The 15946-nt window shown below is 60.5% G+C and carries 16 protein-coding genes; 7 read left to right on the forward strand and 9 right to left on the reverse strand.

Features of this window, described 5'->3' with window-relative positions:
* Positions 1-152: 152 nt before the first annotated feature.
* The 5 genes from QFX16_RS03180 (at position 153) to QFX16_RS03200 (ending at position 4645) form a co-directional block, all read left to right on the forward strand.
* Positions 153-455, forward strand: a complete 303-nt coding sequence (locus QFX16_RS03180) for a MazG-like family protein (protein ID WP_283182801.1) — start codon at positions 153-155, stop codon at positions 453-455.
* On the forward strand, positions 455-1204 hold the full coding sequence (locus QFX16_RS03185; protein WP_283182802.1) for a methyltransferase domain-containing protein: 750 nt from the start codon (positions 455-457) through the stop codon (positions 1202-1204). The genes QFX16_RS03180 and QFX16_RS03185 overlap by 1 nt, the downstream gene beginning before the upstream one ends.
* Before the next feature lie 12 nt (positions 1205-1216).
* Positions 1217-1831 (forward strand): DUF4136 domain-containing protein, encoded by a 615-nt coding sequence (locus QFX16_RS03190; protein ID WP_283182803.1) that lies wholly within the window; start codon positions 1217-1219, stop codon positions 1829-1831.
* A gap of 54 nt (positions 1832-1885) precedes the next feature.
* Entirely contained in the window at positions 1886-2440 is a 555-nt protein-coding gene (locus QFX16_RS03195) for a DUF4136 domain-containing protein (protein WP_283182804.1), read from the forward strand.
* A gap of 222 nt (positions 2441-2662) precedes the next feature.
* Positions 2663-4645, forward strand: a complete 1983-nt coding sequence (locus tag QFX16_RS03200; RefSeq protein WP_283182805.1) for a pilus assembly protein TadG-related protein — start codon at positions 2663-2665, stop codon at positions 4643-4645.
* On the opposite strand, the gene QFX16_RS03205 is transcribed toward QFX16_RS03200, so the two are convergent.
* Both QFX16_RS03205 and QFX16_RS03210 read right to left on the reverse strand, forming a co-directional pair.
* Positions 4615-7359 (reverse strand): PAS domain-containing sensor histidine kinase, encoded by a 2745-nt coding sequence (locus QFX16_RS03205; RefSeq protein ID WP_283182806.1) that lies wholly within the window; start codon positions 7357-7359, stop codon positions 4615-4617. The two genes, QFX16_RS03200 and QFX16_RS03205, sit on opposite strands and share 31 nt — an antisense overlap.
* Entirely contained in the window at positions 7356-7796 is a 441-nt protein-coding gene (locus QFX16_RS03210) for a TadE/TadG family type IV pilus assembly protein (protein WP_283182807.1), read from the reverse strand. Before QFX16_RS03210 ends, QFX16_RS03205 begins: the two co-directional genes overlap by 4 nt.
* Positions 7797-7871: 75 nt before the next feature.
* Between QFX16_RS03210 and QFX16_RS03215 the strand changes: the two genes are divergently transcribed.
* Together QFX16_RS03215 and QFX16_RS03220 are read left to right on the forward strand one after the other, a co-directional pair.
* Positions 7872-8342: a prepilin peptidase gene (locus QFX16_RS03215; RefSeq protein ID WP_008156575.1), complete on the forward strand. Its 471-nt coding sequence runs from the start codon at positions 7872-7874 to the stop codon at positions 8340-8342.
* Between the two features lie 113 nt (positions 8343-8455).
* Positions 8456-9238 carry a response regulator transcription factor gene (locus QFX16_RS03220; protein WP_283182808.1) on the forward strand — a complete coding sequence of 261 codons (783 nt, stop codon included), beginning with the start codon at positions 8456-8458 and terminating at the stop codon, positions 9236-9238.
* Between the two features lie 174 nt (positions 9239-9412).
* On the opposite strand, the gene QFX16_RS03225 is transcribed toward QFX16_RS03220, so the two are convergent.
* The 7 genes from QFX16_RS03225 to QFX16_RS03255 are packed head-to-tail and all read right to left on the reverse strand — an operon-like array spanning position 9413 to position 15946.
* Positions 9413-9688: a DUF3613 domain-containing protein gene (locus QFX16_RS03225; protein WP_283182809.1), complete on the reverse strand. Its 276-nt coding sequence runs from the start codon at positions 9686-9688 to the stop codon at positions 9413-9415.
* A gap of 13 nt (positions 9689-9701) precedes the next feature.
* Positions 9702-10412, reverse strand: coding sequence for a tetratricopeptide repeat protein (locus QFX16_RS03230; protein WP_283182810.1), 711 nt, complete (start codon positions 10410-10412; stop codon positions 9702-9704).
* Positions 10413-10422: 10 nt separating this feature from the next.
* Positions 10423-11313 carry a type II secretion system F family protein gene (locus tag QFX16_RS03235; protein ID WP_283182811.1) on the reverse strand — a complete coding sequence of 297 codons (891 nt, stop codon included), beginning with the start codon at positions 11311-11313 and terminating at the stop codon, positions 10423-10425.
* On the reverse strand, positions 11310-12194 hold the full coding sequence (locus QFX16_RS03240; protein WP_283184514.1) for a type II secretion system F family protein: 885 nt from the start codon (positions 12192-12194) through the stop codon (positions 11310-11312). The genes QFX16_RS03235 and QFX16_RS03240 overlap by 4 nt, the downstream gene beginning before the upstream one ends.
* 10 nt (positions 12195-12204) lie before the next feature.
* Positions 12205-13485, reverse strand: a complete 1281-nt coding sequence (locus QFX16_RS03245; RefSeq protein ID WP_283182812.1) for a TadA family conjugal transfer-associated ATPase — start codon at positions 13483-13485, stop codon at positions 12205-12207.
* Positions 13482-14678: a CpaE/TadZ family protein gene (locus tag QFX16_RS03250; protein WP_283182813.1), complete on the reverse strand. Its 1197-nt coding sequence runs from the start codon at positions 14676-14678 to the stop codon at positions 13482-13484. The genes QFX16_RS03245 and QFX16_RS03250 overlap by 4 nt, the downstream gene beginning before the upstream one ends.
* Positions 14675-15946, reverse strand: a complete 1272-nt coding sequence (locus QFX16_RS03255; protein WP_283182814.1) for a type II and III secretion system protein family protein — start codon at positions 15944-15946, stop codon at positions 14675-14677. Before QFX16_RS03255 ends, QFX16_RS03250 begins: the two co-directional genes overlap by 4 nt.

Genomic DNA, 15946 nt, shown 5'->3' on the forward strand with positions numbered 1-15946 from the left:
TCCTTGATGAAAGTGGTGGCGTGGTTGCCGGACTTGAGCCTTGGGCTATCGAGCAGGGTGCCGAGTTCCCTCCAAGCATAGTGGTTTTGCAACGCTTGCCGCTTGCCTTCATTCCTTATCCCCCCGAAGCTATACGCCTTCAGGAGAGCCCGATGAACCTTGTTGAACTGACCGAACGCCTGCACGCCATCCGTGACCGCAAGGACTGGCGGCAATTTCACAGCCCGAAAAACCTGGCCATGGCCGCGAGCGTGGAAATGTCCGAGCTGGTGGAGATTTTCCAGTGGCTGACTGAAGACCAGTCGCGCCAGTTGCCGGCGGACAAGCTCGCCCATGCCGGGCAGGAAATCGGCGACATCGTGCTCTATCTACTGCTGCTGTGCAGCGAGTTGGGGTTGGACATGAATGACGTGGTGCGCAGCAAACTCGCGGACAGCGAACGGAGGTTCAGCTGATGAGCGACCGTCATTTCGATCAACTGGCGACTCGCTTCGCCGAAAAAATCTACGGCGGTGCCAAAGGCGCGATCCGTTTGGCGGTGCTTCAGGCCGACTTGGCCGAAACCCTGCCGGACCGACCTTTGCGCGTACTGGATATCGGTGCTGGTCTGGGCCACATGTCGTTGTGGCTGGCCCAGCGTGGTCATGAGGTCACGCTGGCCGAGCCCGCCGAGCCGATGCTCGAAGGTGCCCGCCAGCGCTTTGCCGACGCCGGGCAAACAGCAACGTTCATTCAGGCGCCGTGGCAGGATCTGCTCGGCCAACTCACCGAACCCTACGATTTGGTGCTGTGCCACGCCGTGCTGGAATGGCTGGCCGAACCGCATGCGATCCTGCCAGTGCTGCATCAATTGACCAAGTCAGACGGCTGGTTGTCCCTGGCCTTCTACAACCGCGATGCGCTGATCTATCGCAACCTGCTCAAAGGCCACTTCCGCAAGATGCGCAAGAATGACATGGCCGGCGAAAAGCAAAGCCTCACTCCGCAACAGCCGCTTGATCCGCGCGAACTGGCGGCGCAACTTGAAGGCTTGTGGCAGGTCGAAACCCAGAGCGGGGTGCGGGTTTTTCACGACTACATGCCGGTGGAATTCCAGGCCCGCGTCGAACTGGTGGACTTGCTGGAAATGGAGCTGGCCCACCGTCGTCACCCAAGCTTTGCCGGGCTTGGGCGCTACTTGCACTGGATCTGTCGGCCGGTCTGATCGGAGCGCGAAATGAACAGTCGTTCGGGGTTATTGGTGATCTGTCTCGGGTTGGTGGCCTGTCAGGGCAGCAATCCTTATGTGGCGTCATCCAACCCTTTGCCACCCGCGCCGCCTCAGGCGGCCAACACCTTTGACCGCAGCGCCTACCCGGCCCCGCCGCGCGACTACGGGCGTTACCGCAGCTGGGCCTGGCTCAACGGGCAGCTGCCGCCGGGCAGCGCCTGGGCGGATTCGGCGCAGGTCGCCGAAGCCGTCAGCAATGCGCTCGATCAACGTGGCTTGCGCCCGCTGCACGATAACCGCCCGGCCGACCTGTTTGTCAGCGCCGACCTGCACCTGGAAACCCGCCTGCGTCAGGTTCGGGACGACTATGGTTATTACGGCGGTGGTTATGGCGGTTACAACCGCTACGGCAGCGGTTACGGCATGTACAACACCGTGCCGATCGTTCGGACTTATCAGGAACAGGTTGTGGTGGTGCGGGTTGATCTGTTTGATGCCGGCACCGGTCAACCGGTGTGGAGTGCCAGCGCCGAAACCAGTAACCGAGGTAGCCAGAGCGAGCGTGTCGATGCGATACGGGAGGCTGTAGAAAAGGCGATGTCGGCGTATCCTCCTAGTTAGCTTCTGTCGTTAAGAAGCTTTGCGCAGGTTCATGTCTTCTACCGGAGAAATACCATGTTCCGCCGTCTCGCTTTACTGGCTGTGGCCGTGCTGCTCAGTGCCTGCGCCAACCAGGTCAATCATGACTTCGATGCCAGCCGCGACTTCGCCGCCTATCGCAGCTGGAGCTGGAAAGAACCCGCCCTGCAATATCGCCCCGATGATCCACGGATCAAGAGCGACCTGACTGAGCAACGCATCCGCCAATCAGTGACCGATCAGCTGGATCAGCGTGGCCTGCGTCCGGCTGCGGGTGGCCAAAAGGGCGATTTGAGCGTGCAGACCTATCTGATCGTCGAACAGCGCCAGCAACAAGTAACCACCAACTACGGCGGCGCTTGGGGTAATCCATGGAACGGCTACTGGGGTGGGCCGATGTACAACGAAACCCGCAACGTCAGCTACAAAGTGGCGATCATCCAGATCGACCTGCTCGACGGCAAGGACGGCAAACTGGTGTGGCGCGGCAGTGACGAGCAGATACTCAGCCGCACAACGAACCCGTCGGATCGCAGCACGGCGATACGCGAAACGGTCGGGCGAATTCTCGCCAACTACCCACCCAGATAAACTCAACAACAAAAAAACCTGTGGGAGCGAGCTTGCTCGCGATGAGGCCATCACATTCAACATCATCGTTGACTATGAGACCGCCATCGCGAGCAAGCTCGCTCCCACAGGGTTTTATGTTGTCTGGGGTGGCGAGTTGCCAGCAATCTCGAAAACCCTCGACTACACTGCTGTTCACCCATGGAGGTAGCTCTCGGCTGTGCACCGGCAAAGGAGTGTGCGATGTCTCCCCGTTTGCAGTTTCGCAGCCCGTCCCGGCAACGGGGGGCGATCGGTTTGATGGCGGCGCTGACATTGGGCATGGCCCTGATGTTCTTGCTGGTCGTGGTCGACAGCGGTCGTTTGTACCTGAAAAAACGTGACCTGCAGCGCGTAGCGGACATGGCCGCACTTGAAGCTTCCACCCGAGGGGGTGATTGCGCCGCTGGCAACACCGCCACCGTCTATGCCACCGCCAGCGCAAACCGTAACGGCTTCACCCTTCCTGACCCCAATCACAATCTGCTGGTCGCTTGCGGCGCCTTGACCCTGGATGTCAATAACCTTCGAGTATTTGGCGCCGACCCGAGCAAGAGCGAAGCCATTCGGGTGATCGCCAGCCATTCGGTCCCGCAGAGTGTCGCCGGCGGTGTCGGCGCCCTGTTCGGTGGCGCCCCACGTGGAGCGACCATTAACCTGACGGCCACCGCTGTGGCCGCATTACCGCCACCCCTGGCTTCGCTGACCATCCGCAGTACGGCGCTGAGCGTCGATACCAGCAAATCGGCCACGCTCAACGCGCTGTTCGGTGGTTTGCTCGGGGGCAACCTGAACATCAACGCGGCGGGCTGGAACGGGCTGGTGAACACCGATATCAGCCTGCTCGGCTACCTTGACCGATTGAAGGTCGACCTTAACCTCAGCGCTGCCGGGTATAACCAGGTATTGGGCAATACGATTGCCGTCAGCCAGCTGATTCAGACCGCCGTCAATGTACTGGACCCCGGCGGCACACTCGGCGCGACCGCAACCATTGCGAGTCTTCAAGCGCTGAAGGTCGCGGCAGGCGCAACCACCGTCGTACTCGGCAACGTGCTGCACGTCGAGGCTGGCAGCACCGTGACGGCGCTGGGGACCAACCTGAAAGTGTTCGACCTGATCGAAGCCGTCGTGCAACTGGCCAACAAGAAAAACGGCCTGGTGGCGACCCTGCCGATCAACCTCGCGGGGCTCGCGCAAATCACTGCTCGGGTGCAGATACTGGAGCCGCCACAGCTCTCGGCCATCGGCAATCCGAAAAGCGCCGCGCTCGCGCCTTTGGGGCCCAACCGGATCTATGTGAAAACCGCTCAGGTGCGTACATTGCTGTCGATCGACTTGCCGGTGCTCAATTCCATCGTGGCGCTGATCAATGCGGTGGCTGATCTGGCAGGCCCGCTGACCAACACACTCAACGCCTTGCTCAATCTCAACCTGGTGGGAGTGCTCAACTCACTGACCTGTGCCTTGCTCGTGCCCTGTCAGACTCCCGACATCATCGTGCTGCCGCCACCGATACGTATCGACGTGGCGCTGGACGTTGCCAGCGCCAACAGCTATGTCACTGCCTACAGTTGCGTCAGTACCACCAACAAAACCCTGACCACCAACACCAGCACTTCGCTGGTAAATCTGAAGATCGGCAAGATCGATCCAGCCACCGTTTTCGGCAGCAACACCACGCCACCGGCGGTAGTGGTGCAGCCGTTGAAGGTGATCGATATCGGGGTGAAAACCTGTATGAGGATTCTGTTCCTGCCCATCTCCTGCGACCCACGGATTCCAGGCGTCGGCGGCGGCATCAGTATCATGGCCGACACCACCGTGGCGCAGAGCGCCAACATGCCGCACGTCTATTCCGCACCGCCGGCCACCAGCCTGCCGGAAATCAACCAGCCACCGTTCTATTATTCCTATTCCACCAGCAATATCGTCAGTGGCCTTACCGACACGGCGACCAATATCAAGGTCGACATGTACGGCCCGACGGGCAGTCTGGTCGGTGGTCTGGGGGCGATCCTCAGCACGGTCACAACATTGTTGGTTAATGCGATCAACAGCGTGCTCAACCCGTTACTCGACACCTTGATCAACACACTGCTGCTCAGCCTGGGGATCGATCTGAACAAGGTCGATGTCGGCGCCAACCTCAGTTGTCACTCAGGACGAGCGACGCTGGTGATCTGATCGTCGTCGGCAATCGGCAGTTCGATACAAAACCGTGCGCCCTCGACCGAGTTTCTAACGCTCAGTTTTCCGCCCATGTTCTCGACGATGCCGTAACTCACCGACAACCCGAGCCCGGTGCCGACACCCACGGGTTTGGTGGTGAAGAACGGCTCGAAAATCCGCTCCAGCAACCGCGGATCGATACCGCCGCCATTGTCCTCGACCCACAGCCGCACCGAATACTCATCACGTTCGGCGTACACCGAGATCCACGGTTTGAACTCGCGGTCGGCCTCGCGTTTGCCGAGCAATGCATCCCGAGCGTTGACCATCAGATTGATCAACACCTGTTCGAGCTGATCGACGTAACCGCGCACTTGCACTTCAAACCCGGTCTCGCTGACTCGCAGATCGACCCCTTTGCCGCGCATCCCTTCGGCCAGCAGCGACAGCGTGCCTTCGATGGCTTGCGCCGGATTAAACGGATGCTGCTCGATCTCCGAGCGGCGGCCAAACACCCGCATGTGATCCACCACCCGCGCGGCGCGCTGGACCTGTGCATCGATGCGGTTGAGCTTGTCGGTCAGGTAGTCGATCTGCGCATCGCCGTTGCTCAGACGCTTGAGCACGTTGACGATGGCCATGCGCATCACATTCAACGGCTGATTGATTTCATGGGCCAGCCCTGTGGCCATTTCACCGAGGGTGGCCATTTTTGCACTTTGGGTGAGCTGCTGCTGGGCGCGGCGGACCTCGGTGTTGTCGCGCCCCACGGCCTGAATCTCCAACAAATGGCCGTGCTCATCGAACACCCCGCGATCCGACCACACCCACCAGGCATGTTCCCGTCCCGGCAGTTGCAGGTTGATTTCTGCGGTGCTGACCGGGAATTCCGGGCTGAGTCGGCTAAGCCGCTGGAGAAACGCTTCGCGCTGTTCCTGCGACATCCAGCTGCCCAGATTCACCCCGGGCAGTTGCTCGGGCTGGCACTCCAGGTAAGTCGCCAGCGGGCGGTTGCCAAAGGCCAGGGTCAGGTCCGGGCGGTAGCGGCAGATCATCGCCGGAGAGTCTTCCACCAGGATCCTATAGCGTTCTTCACTCTGCTTCACCTGTTCGGCGGCCAGGGTTGCTTCGGTGACGTCCAGCCACAGGCCGACGGCTTCCACCGGCAAACCAAGGTCGTCGCGCAGTAGCTTGGCTTCATCGAGTAGCCAGTGGTATTCGCCGCGACTGTCGCGCAGCCGATAACGGGCGCGCACCGAACCTTCGCGCAGCAAATGCCGGGTACGTTCGAAATACCGATCGCGGTCCTCTGGGTGCACCCTTTCAACCAAGGCTCCCGTCGCGCAATCAGCCAGTGTCCAGCCGAGCAGCGGCAGTAGGCTGTCACTGAAAAACGTCGGTTGCAGCGCACCTTCAACATAGCGCTGCACGTAGATCACCGCCGGTGAGCTGGCGATCAGATTGTCCAGTCGGGCATGGGCCGCCGCGGCGTTTTGTTCCTGGTTTTTGATGTCGCTGATGTCGAGCATGAAACCCACCAACCGCCGGTTTTTACCGATGCCCAGGACCTGGCCTTGCAGGCGATACCAGTTCGGCGTTTGTGCCAAACGCACGCACAGCAGCAGCGGGGTGCCGTCGCCTTGCAAGGCTTGCAGACGACTGCTCAGCTCTTCACGGTCGGCGGGGTGCACCCGATCAAGCCAGTCGTGCAGCGGCAAACGATCGATCGCAAGGTTCAGGTGACTGGCCAGCGACGGCGCCAATTGCACCTCGCGACTGTCGCTGAACACCTCCCACCATCCGGTGCCGAGCAAGGCTTGCAGCGACTCCAGCCGTTCCAGTTGCAGATGGTGCCGGTGCTCGCGCAAGCGCTCAAGTAATGGGCCTGCCAGCGCGGCGGTCAGTTGTAACCAGTCGCGATCATTCAGGTCGGGTGCCTGTTGCTGCACCGGATAAAGGCCACACAGCAACCAGGCGACCACACCCTGGGCATCGTGATAGGGCACCGCGAACCCTTCGGCATTACCGAAGATGCCTTGCAAACGGGGATGTTCAGCGGGCGTCAGGCATTGCGGCGCAGAGCCGTTCAGACTGTCGAGCCCCGTGCCCAGGCGCTGAGCGTTTTGCCACAAGTGGGGCGCGTCGAAGGCCGTGTAATGCTGGTGAATCTGCCAGCCTTCTTCCTGTTCATCGAGTAACGCCACTGCAATGCATGGCATTTGGAAACGCTGGGCCAGGCCTTGCAGCTGTTCCACCAACACCTCGGGCAGGCGCGTCAGGTTGCACCGGCGCAACTGTTCGCCGATCTGCGCTGCGAGTAATTGGCATTGCTCGCGGCTGCGTGATTGCCGGCGATCGAGCAACAAGTCGCCGATGTCCAGCAACTGCAACAGCCAGGCATCGGCCAACGGCTGGACCCAGCCACGCAAGTGCAGGGGTTGTCCGTTGAGGCTGTAAAAGTCCAGGTCCAGACTCTGTCCCTGCCAGTCGACGGGCGAGCCTTCAACGGCGAGGCAGCTGTGAGGCATGAGGAAATCGAGCAGGTGTGGTGCTTGCGCCGCGGGTGTCTGCTGGGCCAGCACATGCCGCAGCGGGCCGGTCAGGTGAATCACTCGACCTTCGGCATCCAGATGCATCTGCAAACCGAAACTTTGCACGCTCAGGGTGTCCACTGGCTGAGGCGGATGGCGGTTGAGCAGGCGCCCGAAGAGTTTGTCTGCGGAACTCAAAATTGCAGGCTCGAACTGGCGGTGAGGTTTGCCGGCAGATTGGGCACTTGGCCAATTCCAGGCAAGGTCAGAAACGGGATGACCTGCTGCAGTTTGCTGGTGGGGTAGCTGATGCTGACCTTCAACACCCCGCCCACGTAGGTGGCGCTGGCGTCGGTGGCGACATTGAAATTCAGTGCGGCAGGAATCCAGGCCAGCTGTCGGCTCAGTTCTGTCGTGGCCACGGTTTTTATCGCGGTGTCGTATCCGGGGGTGCTCGGATCCAGCGCCACGCTTCGGCGCACCGCTTCGGCGGTCGACTGGGTGAACGATTGCATCAGCAACAGCGGCAAGCTGTAAGTGACGATTCCATAGAACACGGCGAAAAAGATGAGAAACACCAAAGCGAATTCAATCGCTACAGCGCCTTTTTGCTTACGGGGGAGGCCTATTTTCATGACTGCGTCTACCCTGATATTCACAACGTGATATCAGCATAGAATCATTCAGCCAAAACGGACGTTTTTTACCGGATGCAGAGCTTTGTATTACTGATCTGGCTGACGCTATGCGCAGCACAGGATGCTCGAGAACGACACATCGCCAATGGCCTGACCCTTGGCGCAGCGGTGTTGGCGCTGGCGTATCTCCTGTGGACGGGCACTACCTGGCTGGGGGCCGAGGCGGTGCAGGGCGGCTGGGCTTTTTTGCTGGCGCTGGCCTTTACCTTGCCCGGTTATGCGCTGAGACGCTTGGGCGCAGGCGATGTGAAACTGATGACCGGCCTGGGCCTGGCGACGGACGGCATGCACCTGCTCGGCGTGTTCATCGGTGCCGGATTGGCCAGTGTGCTGTGGCTGCTGCTGGCGCCAAGAGTCTGGCTTCATATGGGCCAAGGGCTTAGAAATCATCTTCGATATCTGGGGCCTGGAATGTCAAAGAAACAGCCCTTTGCACCCTTTGTATTAGTGGGCCTGTTGCTCACACTCGCCTGGTTTCACTAGTCGACTGTTTTATATACAGAGTCGGAAAGTACGTCTACTTTCAATTCAGTAGTTGTACAGCCTGTGGCTGTCGCTAGAGGAACGGTCAACGTTGACCTTGCATGGAGTCGCACGTGAACAAGCTTTCTTCGGCAGTAAAAATCCTTGTGGTCGACGACCAGCCGTTGATTGTCACAGAGCTCTGTGAGTTTCTTGAAGGTAGCGGTTACCGTTGCGTTCCTTGCGAGACTGGCAAGCAGGCAGTCGAGCGTTTCAATGAAGACGAAGCGATCGGCCTGGTGCTTTGCGAGTTGCACATGCCCGGTCTGGACGGGATTCAACTGGTTCAGGAGCTGCAACGGTTATCCGGCAAGCACCGTGTGTTTGAAGCAATCATGCTCACTGGGCGTGCGGACAAGCAGGATGTGATCAAGGCTTTGCGGGCCGGGTTTGCCGATTACTACCAAAAGCCGATTAATCTGGGTGAGTTGCTCGAAGGGATTGCGCGTCAGGCAGTGGTTTTGCAGGAACGGCAGAAGAATCTGCAGCTGGGGCATCTGGATCAGAAGCTGCAGTATCTTGCCGAGTCGATCGATGATCTGTATCAGGATCTGGATAAGGTTCGGCGTGGGCCGCGGTTGTCGGTTTCCGCTGATGACGATGTCAGTGCTGCGGATCGGGTTGAGATTCCGGCGATTTTCAGTCAGCTGTCGCCAAGGCAGTTGGAGGTGGCGCGGTTGGTGGGGAAGGGGCAGACGAATTATCAGATTGCCTGTGAGTTGGGGATTACCGAGAACACGGTGAAGCTTTATGTGTCGCAGGTTTTGCGGTTGACGCATATGCATAATCGGACGCAGTTGGCGCTGGCTTTGTTACCCAGTCATTCTGGGTTGCGTCAGGGGGTGACTGCGCATTAGGTTTTTGTTGGTGTACCTATCCATTCCGGCGGTAACGACCGCGACTCACTTTTTTATAAGCGCCTGGAATGCCTAAAGCCAGTCAGTTAAGCCGTAACGCGATCTGTAGCAGCAGCCTCGCGGGCTCGGCAGCTGCTACAAAGAGTGTCGCGGTTGGAATTGCCCGGATCAAGACTATCCCCCCGTCCCACCGTCCACCTGCCCGCTCTCATACTGATCAAAGTACTCCGGGATCTCATGCCGATAGCTTTTCAACCAACGCTGCATGCTCAGCTCGCGCTCGGTCGCGGTTGAGGTTTGCGGCTTCTGGGACGCCGCTTTGTTGCTGCGTTGCAGTTGCAGCCAGCCTTCGGTTTCCTGCTGTTGGGCCGAAGCGGGGCCGGGGTCGATGGCGTGAGTGGTGAGGGGCAGGGCCAGCAGGCCGATGCAGCAGAGGATGGTCGGTTTCATCAAAAGCCTCTCCCTATTGAAGCGTCGGTGTAGCGGCGGCGACCTGGTTTACGGCGGTCGGGCCGGACTTGCTCGGTGTCTTGAGTCTTTGCGCGCGGGCCTGGGCTTCGGTGACTTGGGCGGGACTCAGGCCGAGACGGCTGACGAGTTCGGCCGCACGGCTCCAGTCGTCCTGGTAGATCAGCAGCGTCACCAGATTCAACGCGGCCAGTTGATCGCTTTGCTTGAGTTCCATGGCCGTCAGAAATTCAAAGCGTGCATCCTCGACGCGTAATTGGTTGAGGTACACCACACCGAGGTCGTTGCGGATTTTCTCGTCGGTCGGTGCCAGCCGTGCGGCCCGTTGCAGGTGGGCTTGTGCCAGGCCGTTGTCGCCCTTGGCGGCGGCGAGTTGGCCCAGGCCGTGTTCGGCTTCGGCGGCCAGGCAACTGCCGAGCAGGCTGCGGTACAACGGCTCGGCTTCGCTGCGGCCCAGCAGTCGATAGACCTTGGCCTTGCGCAGGCGCACGTCGGCCAGGTTGTCAGGCAGGCTTTGCAGGTTGGCGAGGCTGGCGTGCAGTTTGCCGTCATTGGCCATGTCATCGGCGAGGTTCAGCGACAGCTGGTCCTCGGAGGTCAGCTTGCTGCAACTGGCCGTATTGGTCAGGGAGCTCCAGGGCGTCGCACCGTTGCTCGCGCAACCGCCTAACAACAGCAGAGTCAAACCGGCAATTATTGCTTTCATATCGATCCCTCTAAGAACCAAAGGCATGGGACAGGGCGGTGAAGCCCGGGCCGGCCAGTACGATCAGTAACGCCGGGAAGAGAAACAGCATCATCACGACGGACATTTTGGCGGACATCTTGGAGATGTATTCCTGCAAGCGCGTCAGGCGCCGGTCATCGAGCAATTGCTTGAGGGTCAGCAGGGATTTCATCGCACCGCCCCCCTGATGGATCAACTGCTCAAGGATGACGCAGGTGTCGGTGAACTCGTCGACGGCCAGCAGTCGGGTGGCTTTGTGCAGTTCTTCGCCCAGTTCCAGGCCGGAATCGACCCGGGCCAATACCAGGCGCAATTCATGGGTCAGGGCCGGCAATAATTGTTTGCCTTCATTGCTCAACACGCGCAGCGACTGCTCCACCGCCATGCCCGATTCGAACAGGATGCGCAGCAGCGGAATGAAGGTGGAAATCTCGGTCGCCAGTTGTTTTTGCCGACGCTGCGCGGCAGCAGCCAGCAACCGTTTGGGCAACAGATAGCCGATGCCGGTGGCGAACACCGGGGCCATCCAGTGGTTGTCTGCCTGAGGGAAGAACACGCCCTGGATCAGCAAGGTCAGGGCCAGTGCCAGCACCGGGGCGCCTACCTGGAACGCCGCGAACAGTGAACGTCGCCGGGCGCTGCGCCAGCCGAGACGGTTAAGCAATGCCTGGGTTTCGTTATCCAGGTTGACCGAGCGCTGACCGATCCGGCTGCTGCCCAGCAGCTGTAGCCACTGATTTACCCGGTTGTCGCTCGCCAGTTTTCCATCGAGTCGTTGCGCCACCTGGCGAGCCCGTCGACGGTGTTCCAGCAAACCGCTGAGCAGCAACAACGTCGCCCCCAGAAACAGCAATGCGCAGATCAGCAATGGCACTTTCATACGCTGCGCAACATGTGCCAGAGCGCCAGGCTGCCGACCACCTGCAAGCCGAACGCGGACGCGAGCATGATTTGCCCTGAATCGTCGTGCCACATGGCGAGCAAGTAATGAGGGTTGGTCGCGAGGAAATAGCCGGCCAGTCCAATCGGCAAACAGCCCAGGACCCACGCGGTCACCCGGGTTTCACCGGTCATGGCCCTGAGCTGGCGCGCAGCCTGCTCGCGCTCCCGGATCATCTTGATCAGGTTTTCCAGCAATTCGCTGGCATTGCCGCCATAGCGGTGATTGACCCTCAAACCGAGCGCGAACAGGCGAAGTTCGTCTTTCTCATACAGCTCGGCGAGGTCTGCCGCGGCATCCGGCAGGCTGATCCCCAGTTGCACGTTGCGCTGAACCCGCCCCATGGCGTTTTTCAGCGGATCTTCAGCGGCGTCGATGGCGCCCAGCACCGCATCGGCCAGGGTGCGCCCGGACTTCAGACTGCGCACGGTGTGATCGAGCATGGATGGAAGTTGTTCGATCATGCGCTGGAGTCGGCGCTGATAACGCCAATTGACATACAGACGCAGAATCAGCGGCGGTAGCAGTAACAGAACCAGCAAGCCGCCCCAGCCACCGGTTGCAAATCCGAGCAAGATGCCAAAGGCCCAGAGCAGCAGCCATACCCCCAGATGCTCGGAGGGACGCCCAAGGCCGGCCCGCAAAAAGGCCCGATCCAGACCCACCCAGGAGGTTTTCGTCAGTACCGGCTGCGGTTGCCCCTGGGTCAGGCGTCCCAGTACCCGCTCGGTGCCGGTCTGGCGCAAACCGCGATAAAACAAGCGGATCGACAGTCCGAGCAAGACCAGGCAAACGAGGATGAGCAGCACCGGTTTGAGCATGCCGTGGCCTTCAGTACGCTGAGGGAGAGAGCGCCAACTCACGGCGCAGTTTGTCGCCGGCGGGGTTGACCGCCTCGCGCATGAATCCGAAACCGCTGCGCCGGTCGAGCCGGAACAACGTGTTGGTGACATATACGTCATCACGCAAGCCGATCACCTCCACCACTTCGCTGACGCAGCGGCGACCGTCGGGCATGCGCGTCAGCTGGATCACTACGTCCAGTGCGGCGCAGATCATTTGCCGCAAGGTACGTTCGGCGATGGTGCGGCCCGTCAGGCCCACCAATGTCTCCAGGCGCAACAGCGCATCCTGAGCGTTGTTGGCGTGCACGGTGCTCATGGAACCGTCGTGGCCGGTGTTCATTGCGGTGAGTACGTCCACCACTTCGACGCCACGAATCTCGCCGAGGATGATTCGGTCCGGGCGCATCCGCAGGGCGTTGCGAATCAGGTCACTGGACTTCACTTCACCGTGGCCTTCGGCATTCGGCGGTCGGGTTTCCAGACGCACCACGTGAGGGTGGCCCAGTTGCAGTTCGGCGACGTCTTCGATGGTGACGATTCGCTCGTGAGGGTTGATCAGCTGGCTGAGAATGTTCAGCAGCGTGGTTTTGCCAGTGCCGGTGCCGCCGCTGATCAGGATGTTGCAGCGCTTGCCCACGGCCTCCTGAAGAAAGTCGAAGATCGCCTGATCGATGGTTTGCATCGCCATCAAGTCCGAGCTTTTGAGCATGTCCTTGCGAAACTTACGTATCGACAGGCAGGGACCATCGAGCGCAATCGGTGGAATGATCGCGTTGACCCGGCTACCGTCGGGCAGTCGTGCGTCGACCATTGGCGACGACTCATCGAGCCGTCGACCGAGGGGCGCGAGGATCCGTTGCATGACCCGTTCGACGTGATGCGCATCGATGAAGCGCAAGTCGCTTTGATGCAGTACGCCGTCGCGTTCAATGAACACCCGGTGCGGGCCGTTGACCAGAATCTCCGTCACCGCCGGGTCCCGCAGCAGCACTTCCAGGGGGCCGAAACCGGTGAGCTCGTCGACTATTTCTTCGGCCAGGCGCTCCATTTCATAGCGGGAAATCGCCAGGTGCAGCCGGGCGATGTACTCGGCAACCTTGTCGATGACGAACTGCGAGAGCACCTGCCGCGAACCCTCCAGCAGGTTTTTGCCGGACTCCTCGATGGCGTCGATGATGTAGCGGTGCAGCACCAGTTTCAGACCTTCGTGGTCGGTGTTGCCAGTGGTGGTGCGCACAGGGGCACCGAAGAGTTTTTCACCGCTCATTGCGCACCCCTCAACCGGTTGAACCAGCCAGACTTGGGCTTGGCCAGGCCCTCGGAGCGCTTGGCCAACCGATCGCCGAGGGCGCGCAAGCTTTGAGTCAGGCCTTCGCGGGGGGCCAGTTCAAACAGCGTCACACCTTGGTTCTTGGCGTTAAGCCGAACTTCCGGGCTGTAGACGAGGGTCGCGATAATCTCCATGCCGAAGCTTTTGCTCAGGGTCTCGGAGTCCGGTGCGACGTTGCGCAGGTAGCGGTCCACCAGCAGTTTGGCGTGGTCGAGCTTCATGCCTTTTTCACGCCACAGGTTGAGTACCGCCAGGTTGCGACGGCAGTCGAGTACGTTCTGATCGGTGTACCACAGTAACTTGTCGCAATGGGTGACGAAGGTGCGTAGTGCTTCGCTGTCCGGCTGGCCAGTCAGGTTCACCACGATGTGCTGGAAGTGTTGGCGCAGGGCGCTGAGCAACATGTACAACTCGGCGGTGCTGGTGTGTTCCAGCGGCTCATCGTGGTGGGCGTAGGCGAGGATCCGCAACCCGGCGGCGCAGGTAGTGAACGCGCTGTCGATCAGCGTCGCGTCGAGGCGCCGCAAGTGCCGGAGTGCATCGCCGAAGTGGAACGAACTCTCCAGCCCGAGCAAGGCCAGGCTGTCACCGCGCGGCAGGCCAAGGTCCAGCAACAGCGTTTGCTGTCCGCTCTTTTGCACCACTTGCGCCATGTGCATGGCGAGCAGCGCGCCGTCGGCGTTGATTTGCACACCGTAGAGCACCGTCAGGCCACCCAGCTGGGTGTTCGGGGCCACGCTCGGCAGGCGTTTGCTCAGCCGTCGCACCAACCCCGCGACTTCACTGGAGCGCGAACCATAGGCCACGAAATCCCGTGCGCCGGCGCGCATGGCATTGAGCACGAGTTGGTTGTCCATGCCATCGCCCAGCGCGACGATCGCCAGCATCGGTTTGGCTTCCAGGGCACCTTCGATCAGTGCGCTTTGGGCCACCACGTGTTCGCGGTCCAGGCCGATGAACACCAGGCTGGCGAAGGTCACGTCCACCAGCGCCAGCAATTCGTCGAGGCTGCCACCGCCGGCGCTGACCACTTGGCCCAACGGGGCGAGGGCGCCTTGCAGCCACTCAAGGTCGGTGCTGTTGCGCGTGATCGCGAGGAAGGTCTGGCTCAGGTTCTGGCTCTGGCTCATTGCGATAATCCGCTGCGTTTATCGAAGTTGCCGTTTTCGAGGAAGTACAGGCGATACCAGTTCGGGTCATAGTTGCGCAGCTTTTCACCCGGCAACGATGGCAGTTGTGCGTTGGCAGCCAATGGTTGGACCAGGTGCGGCGTGACGATCATCAGCAGCTCACGCTCTTCGCGGTTGACCGCTGAGTTGCGAAAAAACGCACCGAGAATCGGGATATCGCCCAGGCCTGGAAACTTGCTGACTTGCGAACTGTTGTGAGTGCTGATCAAACCGCTGATGACGAAACTCTCGCCATCGGCCAGCGAGACGCTGGTATCGGTGCGGCGAATGGTGAACGCCGGGACGGTGGTGCCGCCGATGGTCACGCCATTGTTGTAGTCGAGTTCGCTGACCTCCGGCGCCACTTTGAGGGTGATGCGATCGTGGCTGACCACGGTCGGTGTGAGCGTCAGGCGGATGCCGAATTCCTTGTATTCGATGGAGTAGCTGTCGCTGTTGGCGCTGGGCACCGGGATCGGAATTTCACCACCGGCCAGGAAGCTCGCGCTCTGCCCGCTGAGGGCCACCAGGCTCGGCCGTGCCAGGGTGTAGGCGAAGCCGCTGCCTTCCAGGGCGTTGACGATGCCGAGGAATTTGCTGCTGCCACCGCCCCAGACAATGTTGAAACTGTCGTTGAGCAGCGGGATGCTGGGCACCGCGATCCGGGGATCAAGGTTGAACAGTGGCACCACGCCCGGCGTCACGGCCGTGTTGGGCACCGTACCGGGTGCGCCGAAGAGGAAGTTGTTCGAGCCCTTGCCGAAAATCGACGTGCCGGCCTCTTTCAGTTTGGTCCGGCTGACTTCGACGAAACGAATGTCGGTCTGTACTTGCGACGGTAGCAGTGGGTCATCAGAGGGTAACCGTGTCGCGGTGGTCATCGCCGCGGTGGCCTTGCCCTGAACGAAAACCATGCTTTGGCGCGGAGCACTGGCGCAGGCGGTCCAGACCATCAGGCTGGTAGCGCCGGGGGCCATTCCGGTTAGCAAAAACGCTTGATTACCGTTGACTCGCACGTCGGCGATTTTCGGGTCACCCACCGCCACCCGAGTGATTGCCACCGGCGATTGCACCTCCTGTTGCAGCCCTTCACTGACTTCCAGTACCGCAGGCAACGAACCCAGCGCGGCGCAATTGCCAGCGGCTGCGAACGTTACGCCAAGCGGCACGCCGCTCAGTAAAGAGACCCAGAGCAGGCCTTGAAACAGGGGCATGGAACGACTGCGCAT

Source organism: Pseudomonas svalbardensis (assembly GCF_030053115.1).
Lineage (GTDB): Bacteria > Pseudomonadota > Gammaproteobacteria > Pseudomonadales > Pseudomonadaceae > Aquipseudomonas > Aquipseudomonas svalbardensis.

Bases quoted from the DNA above. Each gene is read 5' to 3' on its own strand.
- QFX16_RS03190 (WP_283182803.1), top strand. From the start codon at position 1,217: ATGAACAGTCGTTCGGGGTTATTGGTGATCTGTCTCGGGTTGGTGGCC.
- QFX16_RS03185 (WP_283182802.1), top strand. From the start codon at position 455: ATGAGCGACCGTCATTTCGATCAACTGGCGACTCGCTTCGCCGAAAAA.
- QFX16_RS03245 (WP_283182812.1), bottom strand. From the start codon at position 13,485: ATGAGCGGTGAAAAACTCTTCGGTGCCCCTGTGCGCACCACCACTGGC.
- QFX16_RS03195 (WP_283182804.1), top strand. From the start codon at position 1,886: ATGTTCCGCCGTCTCGCTTTACTGGCTGTGGCCGTGCTGCTCAGTGCC.
- QFX16_RS03215 (WP_008156575.1), top strand. From the start codon at position 7,872: ATGCAGAGCTTTGTATTACTGATCTGGCTGACGCTATGCGCAGCACAG.
- QFX16_RS03210 (WP_283182807.1), bottom strand. From the start codon at position 7,796: ATGAAAATAGGCCTCCCCCGTAAGCAAAAAGGCGCTGTAGCGATTGAA.
- QFX16_RS03255 (WP_283182814.1), bottom strand. From the start codon at position 15,946: ATGCGCAGTCGTTCCATGCCCCTGTTTCAAGGCCTGCTCTGGGTCTCT.
- QFX16_RS03200 (WP_283182805.1), top strand. From the start codon at position 2,663: ATGTCTCCCCGTTTGCAGTTTCGCAGCCCGTCCCGGCAACGGGGGGCG.
- QFX16_RS03250 (WP_283182813.1), bottom strand. From the start codon at position 14,678: ATGAGCCAGAGCCAGAACCTGAGCCAGACCTTCCTCGCGATCACGCGC.
- QFX16_RS03180 (WP_283182801.1), top strand. From the start codon at position 153: ATGAACCTTGTTGAACTGACCGAACGCCTGCACGCCATCCGTGACCGC.
- QFX16_RS03225 (WP_283182809.1), bottom strand. From the start codon at position 9,688: ATGAAACCGACCATCCTCTGCTGCATCGGCCTGCTGGCCCTGCCCCTC.
- QFX16_RS03240 (WP_283184514.1), bottom strand. From the start codon at position 12,194: ATGCTCAAACCGGTGCTGCTCATCCTCGTTTGCCTGGTCTTGCTCGGA.
- QFX16_RS03235 (WP_283182811.1), bottom strand. From the start codon at position 11,313: ATGAAAGTGCCATTGCTGATCTGCGCATTGCTGTTTCTGGGGGCGACG.
- QFX16_RS03230 (WP_283182810.1), bottom strand. From the start codon at position 10,412: ATGAAAGCAATAATTGCCGGTTTGACTCTGCTGTTGTTAGGCGGTTGC.